The organism is Streptomyces boncukensis (genome assembly GCF_011045075.1).
In the GTDB taxonomy this organism is placed as follows: Bacteria; Actinomycetota; Actinomycetes; order Streptomycetales; family Streptomycetaceae; genus Streptomyces; species Streptomyces boncukensis.
The window spans coordinates 1-6,103 of sequence record NZ_JAAKZZ010000452.1; the positions used below are offsets into that span (position 1 = coordinate 1).

The following is a 6,103-nucleotide window of genomic DNA, read 5'->3' on the forward strand; positions in this document are numbered from 1 at the left end:
GTCAGGGGCTACCCGCCGCGGCCGTCCGGGCCCGCCCAGAAGCCGTCGTCGCCCGGAGTCCCGCCGTCCGGAGTCCCGCCGTCCTGGTCGCCGCCCGGCTGGCCCTGGTCGGCGCCGCCGGGGTCCTGCCCGCCGGGGTCCTGGCCGCCGGGCTGGCCCCCGGGACTGCCGCTGTTGCAGGTCGGGTCGGTCGGCCGACAGGAGTCATCGGGCTTGTCGGACTTATCGGGCTTGTCCGGCTTATCCGAGCTCTCGGTCGCGGACGGCTCCTCGGAGGGCGGCTTGGTGGTCTTCTCCGGGGTGTCCTCCGGCGTCTCGGGCGCCGAGGGGGTGTTGGTCGGCGCCGACGGGGTCGTGGACGGGCTGGCGCCGTCGCCGAAGACGGTCTCGCCGATCGGGCCGGGCTTCGGGAACTTCATCACCCGCTCGCCCTTCAGCGCCCCGCGCATGTACTCCGTCCAGATCTCCGCGGGGAAGGACGCGCCGTGAATGGTGTCCTGGCCGCCCACGCCGTACATCTTCAGGAACTTCTGCGTCTTGGCCTGGTCGTCGACCCGCCACATGCCGATGGCCGTGGACAGCTGCGGGGTGTAGCCGGTGAACCACGCCGACCGGTTGTCGTCCGTCGTACCCGTCTTGCCCGCCGCCGGGCGGCCCAGCTTCTTGGCCGGGGTCCCGGTGCCCTTCTTGACGACCGTCTCCAGCATGCTGGTGATGTTGTCGGCCACCGCCGGGTCGAAGGCGTTGGTGAGCTTCTTCTCGGTGCGGAAGGCGACCTTGCCCTTCTTCTCGACCTTGGTCACCGAGTAGGGCTCGGAGCGCTGGCCGCTCTTCGCGAACGTCCCGTACGCGTTCGCCATCCGGATCGCGCTCGGCGCCGAGGTGCCCAGCGAGAACGTCGGGGTCGTCTTGGCCAGCTGGTTCTTGGTGAGCCCCGAGTCCAGCGCCGCCTGCTTGACCATGTCGGTGCCGACGTCCATGCCGAGCTGGATGAAGGGCGTGTTCATCGAGAACTGCATCGCCGTGCGCAGGGAGATCATGCCGCGGCTCTCGCCGCCGTCGTTCTTCTGGTGCCACTCCTTCCCGTCCTTGTCGCGCCAGACGGTGCCGTCGTAGTTGCGCAGCTTGATCTTGTTGTCGCTGTTGTAGACGCTCTTCGGGGACGCCTGCTTGCGCTGCTGCCGGTTCTGCTTGGGCCCGAGCTCCGGATTGCGCACCCCGTCCCGCATCGCCGCCGCCATCACGAACGGCTTGAAGGTGGAGCCGACCTGGACACCCGTGTAGTCCGCGTTGTCCCGGAAGTGCGTGGTGGCGTCCTCGCCGCCGTAGATCGCCTCGATCGCGCCGTCGCCCGGCCGCACCGAGGCGCCGCCGAACTGGACGTGCTTGTCGACCTTGCGCTTCTTCGGGTCGATGTTGGCCTTCTTCACCTTCTCGACGGCCCGGCTCAGCTCCTTGGTCTTCCGCTGGTCGAAGGTGGTGTAGATCCGGTAGCCGCCCTGGTCGAGCTGGCGCTTGGTGATCCCGCTGTCGGGGTTGTTGATGATGTAGCGGTTGGCCAGATCGACGAGGTAGCCCGTCTGCCCCTTCAGCTCCGTCGCCTTCTTCGGCGGCTCGGGGTGCGGGAACTTCGCCGCGATGATCTTGTCGTGCTGCTTCTGCGACATCCGGCCGGTCTCGACCTCGCGCTTGAGCGTCCAGGCCCAGCGGGCCTCGGCCCGCTTGGTGTTCTTCTCCGCCGTCGCCGCCGAGCCGACGCCGCCCGCCGGGTCGTAGAGGTTCGGGCCGTTCAGCGTGGCCGACAGGAACGCGCTCTCACTGGCGCTCAGATCCGAGGAGTCCTTGCGGAAGTACGCCTGGGCCGCCGCCTGGATGCCGTACGCGCCCCGCCCGTAGTACGCGGTGTTCAGGTAGCCGGCCAGGATGTCGTCCTTGTCCTGGGTCGCGCCCACCTTGATCGAGATGAACAGCTCCTTGACCTTGCGGGAGACCGTCTGCGACTGGTCGAGGTAGGTGTTCTTGACGTACTGCTGGGTGATCGTCGAGCCGGACTGCGTCTCGCCGCCCTGCGCCATCTTGACGACGGCCCGCGCGACGCCCATCGGGTCGATACCGCTGTCGTCGTAGAACGACTCGTTCTCCGCGGAAATGACCGCGTTCTGCATGGACTTGGGGATCTCCGACAGCGGTACGATCTGCCGGTTGTGGTCGCCCTCGCCCGCGACCACCATCTGCTTGCCGTTCGACCAGTAGTAGACGTTCTTCTGGGCCTTCGCCGCGGCGTTCGGGTTGGGCACCTCCACCATCGCCAGCGCGATGCCCGCCATCCCGACCAGCAGCGCCAGAAAGCCGAAGGCCAGGCCCAGCATCTGCTTCCAGGACGGGATCCAGCGGCCCAGCCCCCGCTTGCCGGAGCGGGGGTAGTCGATCCACCGCTTGCGCTGCGCGGCCTGCCGCGCGCGCCCGCGCGCCGCGGCCCTGCCCCCGCCGCCGGGTCCGCCCCCGGAGCCGCCCGGCGGGCCGTGGGCGCCACCGCGCGCCCGCCGGGCGCCCGGCGGTGCCGACGCGCCCGGGGGCGCCGACTCCCGCATTCCTCGCCGGGCCTCCGCTCGGCCGCCGGACGAGCCTGGGCTGGCGCCGCGGGGGGCCGCCGCGCGGTGGCCGGACGACGCCGGTGGCTGCGCTGCGCGTCGGCCGCGCCCCTGCGGCGGCTTTCGACGGTGCTCGCTCATGTGGAACAGCTACTCCTCGGGCAGGCGGCCCTTGCGCCTGAAGGTGGCAGTTGACTTCTGGTCCCCCCGAGTGCGGCCCGGTCGCTTCCGGGCTTCCGGCCGCACTGCACCCAGGACGAGGACGCTCACACGCGCCGCACGGTTCCCAGTGATGGTCTGCACGCCGACAGACTACGCAGCTTCAAACTCCTCCTTACTTCCTATACGCCTCAATCGACCCAAAGCTCCGGCAGCGAATCAGCGATGTGAGTCCCCTCACCGGATCCCCACTTGTCGCTTCCGGCGGTACGTTCTATCGTCGGGATGTATCGACTCGATACATCGGCGCGTCAGCACGGCGCCGCGGCAGCACGACGGAGGTGTGGCGAAGCATGAGCAGGCGCTCCGGCATCCTCGAATTCGCCGTCCTGGGTCTGCTCCGCGAATCCCCGATGCACGGCTACGAGTTGCGCAAGCGGCTCAACACCTCGCTCGGCGTCTTCCGCGCCTTCAGCTACGGCTCGCTCTATCCCTGCCTCAAGGGTCTCGTCGCACGCGGCTGGATCGTGGAGGAGGCGGCCGGCCGGCCCCAGGAGCCGTCCGCGGCCCCGCTCGCCGGGCGCCGGGCGAAGATCGTTTATCGGCTGACGGCCGAAGGCAAGGAGCACTTCGAGGAGTTGCTCTCCCAGACGGGCCCCGATGCCTGGGAGGACGAGCACTTCGGGATCCGCTTCGCCTTCTTCGGCCAGACCTCGCGCGATGTCCGGATGCGGGTGCTGGAGGGCCGCCGCAGCCGGCTGGAGGAGCGGCTCGCGAAGATGCGCGCCTCCCTGGCCCGCACCCGCGAACGGCTGGACGACTACACCCTTGAGCTGCAGCGCCACGGCATGGAGTCCGTGGAGCGCGAGGTCCGCTGGCTGAACGAACTCATCGAGAGCGAGCGTGCCGGGCGTGACCAGCGTGATCAGCGTGATCAGCGCCCCGAGGACACCGACACGTGAGGCCCCGACCCGAGCGGGACCGCACCAACACACACAGCATCGAGAACTGACAGGGAGCAACCGCAATGGGTTCGGTTCGCGTAGCCATCGCCGGCGTGGGCAACTGCGCCGCCTCGCTGGTGCAGGGCGTCGAGTACTACAAGGACGCCGACCCCGGCGGCAAGGTCCCGGGGCTGATGCACGTGCAGTTCGGCGAGTACCACGTGCGCGACGTCGAGTTCGTCGCCGCGTTCGACGTGGACGGCAAGAAGGTCGGCCTCGACCTCGCGGACGCCATCGGCGCCAGCGAGAACAACACCATCAAGCTGTGCGACGTCCCCCCGGCGGGCGTCAGCGTCCAGCGCGGCCACACCTACGACGGCCTGGGCAAGTACTACCGCGAGACCATCGAGGAGTCCGACGCGCAGCCGGTCGACGTCGTCCAGGCCCTCAAGGACGCCCGCGCCGACGTGCTCGTCTGCTACCTGCCGGTGGGCTCCCAGGAGGCCGTGGAGTTCTACGCCCAGTGCGCCATCGACGCGGGCGTCGCCTTCGTCAACGCGCTGCCGGTGTTCATCGCCGGGACCAAGGAGTGGGCCGACAAGTTCACCGAGGCCGGCGTCCCGATCGTCGGCGACGACATCAAGTCGCAGGTCGGCGCCACCATCACGCACCGCGTCCTGGCCAAGCTCTTCGAGGACCGCGGCGTCGTCCTGGACCGCACGATGCAGCTCAACGTCGGCGGCAACATGGACTTCAAGAACATGCTGGAGCGGGAGCGGCTGGAGTCCAAGAAGGTCTCCAAGACCCAGGCCGTCACCTCCCAGATCCCGGACCGCGACCTGGGCGAGGGCAACGTCCACATCGGCCCCTCCGACTGGGTGGCCTGGCTGGACGACCGCAAGTGGGCCTACGTCCGGCTGGAGGGCCGCGCCTTCGGCGACGTGCCGCTCAACCTGGAGTACAAGCTGGAGGTCTGGGACTCCCCCAACTCCGCGGGCGTCATCATCGACGCGCTGCGCGCCGCGAAGATCGCCAAGGACCGCGGCATCGGCGGCCCGATCCTCTCCGCTTCCAGCTACTTCATGAAGTCCCCGCCGGTCCAGTACTTCGACGACCAGGCCCGGCAGAACGTCCAGGACTTCATCGACGGCAAGACCGAGCGCTGACCGCTGAGGCTCAGCCGACGAGAGGGGCCGAGGGGTTCGTTCCCTCGGCCCCTCTCGGCTCTTCTCGGTTCTTCTCTGATCAGGGGCTGCCCCTGGCCGTGCCGTGCAGAGTGCGGCGTGCGTCCCGGCTGGTCGCGCAGTTCCCCGCGGCAGGGTCAGCGGTCCACCGTGCGGTCCACCATGGTCGTGGTGTGCCGGAGAATCGCCGTCAGCTCCTCCCCGACCTTGGGCTCCGGCGCGTCGGAGGGCACGAACAGGATCGACACCTGCATATGCGGCGGCTCCGCGAACCACCGCTGCTTGCCCGCCCACACGAACGGCGCCAGATTGCGGTTGACGGTCGCCAGACCGGCCCGCGCGACGCCCTTCGCCCGCGAGGTCATGCCGTGCAGCGCCTTCGGCGCCTCCAGCCCGACCCCGTGCGAGGTGCCGCCCGCGACGACGACCAGCCAGCCGTCGCCGCCCGACTTCTGCTGCCGGTAGCCGAAGCGGTCGCCCTTCGCCACCCGCGTCACATCCAGGATCGCGCCCCGGTACTCCGTCGCGTCGTGGTCGCCCAGCCACAGCTGGGTGCCGATGCGCGGCCGGAAGAGGGTCTGCGGGAACTGCTGGCGCAGCGTGGCGAACTCGTTCGCCTTCAGATGGCTGACGAACAGCGTGTCCAGCGGCAGCCGGGCGGCGCGCAGCCGGTCCATCCAGCCGATCACCTCGTCCACGGCGTCCGAGCCGTCGGCGCGGTCCAGCGGCAGATGCAGCGCGAAGCCCTCCAGCCGCACCTCGTCGATCGCCGCGTGCAGCTTGGGCAGGTCCTGCTCGGTCACCCCGTGCCGCTTCATGCTGCTCATGACCTCGACGACGACCCGGGCGCCGCGCATCAGGCCCACACCCTCGACCGAGGACACCGAGCGGATGGCGCGGTCCGGGAGCGGCACCGGCTCCTCGTCCTTGCGGAACGGGGTCAGCACCAGCAGGTCGCCGCCGAACATGTCCTTTATCCGGGCGGCCTCGTATGTCGTGCCCACGGCCAGTATGTCGGAGCCCTGGCGGGTGGCCTCGTCGGCGAGCCGTTCGTGGCCGAAGCCGTACCCGTTGCCCTTGCAGACCGGGACGATGCCCGGGAACTGCTGTATCACGGACTGCTGGTGCGCCCGCCAGCGATCGGTGTCGACGTAGAGGGTGAGCGCCATGGCCGGTACGGCACCTTTCTCGATCCGGGGGTATTTCTCGTTCCGGGGGGGTGGGT

Annotated in this window: 4 protein-coding genes; 2 read left to right on the top strand and 2 right to left on the bottom strand. The window is 69.7% G+C overall.

Annotated features, from left to right (window positions below):
- Window positions 1-8: 8 nt before the first annotated feature.
- Complete coding sequence (locus G5C65_RS29390) at window positions 9-2,732, bottom strand: transglycosylase domain-containing protein (RefSeq protein WP_165302082.1); 2,724 nt, start codon at window positions 2,730-2,732, stop codon at window positions 9-11.
- A 371-nt stretch (window positions 2,733-3,103) separates the two neighbouring features.
- Between G5C65_RS29390 and G5C65_RS29395 the strand changes: the two genes are divergently transcribed.
- Both G5C65_RS29395 and G5C65_RS29400 read left to right on the top strand, forming a co-directional pair.
- The gene (locus tag G5C65_RS29395) at window positions 3,104-3,712 is read left to right on the top strand and encodes a PadR family transcriptional regulator (protein ID WP_165302083.1); all 609 of its coding nucleotides are present in this window, start codon (window positions 3,104-3,106) and stop codon (window positions 3,710-3,712) included.
- Window positions 3,713-3,777: 65 nt separating this feature from the next.
- Complete coding sequence (locus tag G5C65_RS29400; protein ID WP_165302084.1) at window positions 3,778-4,860, top strand: inositol-3-phosphate synthase; 1,083 nt, start codon at window positions 3,778-3,780, stop codon at window positions 4,858-4,860.
- Between the two features lie 155 nt (window positions 4,861-5,015).
- Here G5C65_RS29400 and G5C65_RS29405 read toward each other — a convergent pair whose 3' ends face one another.
- Window positions 5,016-6,047, bottom strand: coding sequence for an alanine racemase (locus G5C65_RS29405; RefSeq protein ID WP_165302085.1), 1,032 nt, complete (start codon window positions 6,045-6,047; stop codon window positions 5,016-5,018).
- Window positions 6,048-6,103 lie beyond the last annotated feature (56 nt).

What these genes read in the sequence shown, in the direction of transcription:
- G5C65_RS29390 (WP_165302082.1), bottom strand. Translation starts at nt 2,732, where the DNA reads ATGAGCGAGCACCGTCGAAAGCCGCCGCAGGGGCGCGGCCGACGCGCA.
- G5C65_RS29395 (WP_165302083.1), top strand. Translation starts at nt 3,104, where the DNA reads ATGAGCAGGCGCTCCGGCATCCTCGAATTCGCCGTCCTGGGTCTGCTC.
- G5C65_RS29400 (WP_165302084.1), top strand. Translation starts at nt 3,778, where the DNA reads ATGGGTTCGGTTCGCGTAGCCATCGCCGGCGTGGGCAACTGCGCCGCC.
- G5C65_RS29405 (WP_165302085.1), bottom strand. Translation starts at nt 6,047, where the DNA reads ATGGCGCTCACCCTCTACGTCGACACCGATCGCTGGCGGGCGCACCAG.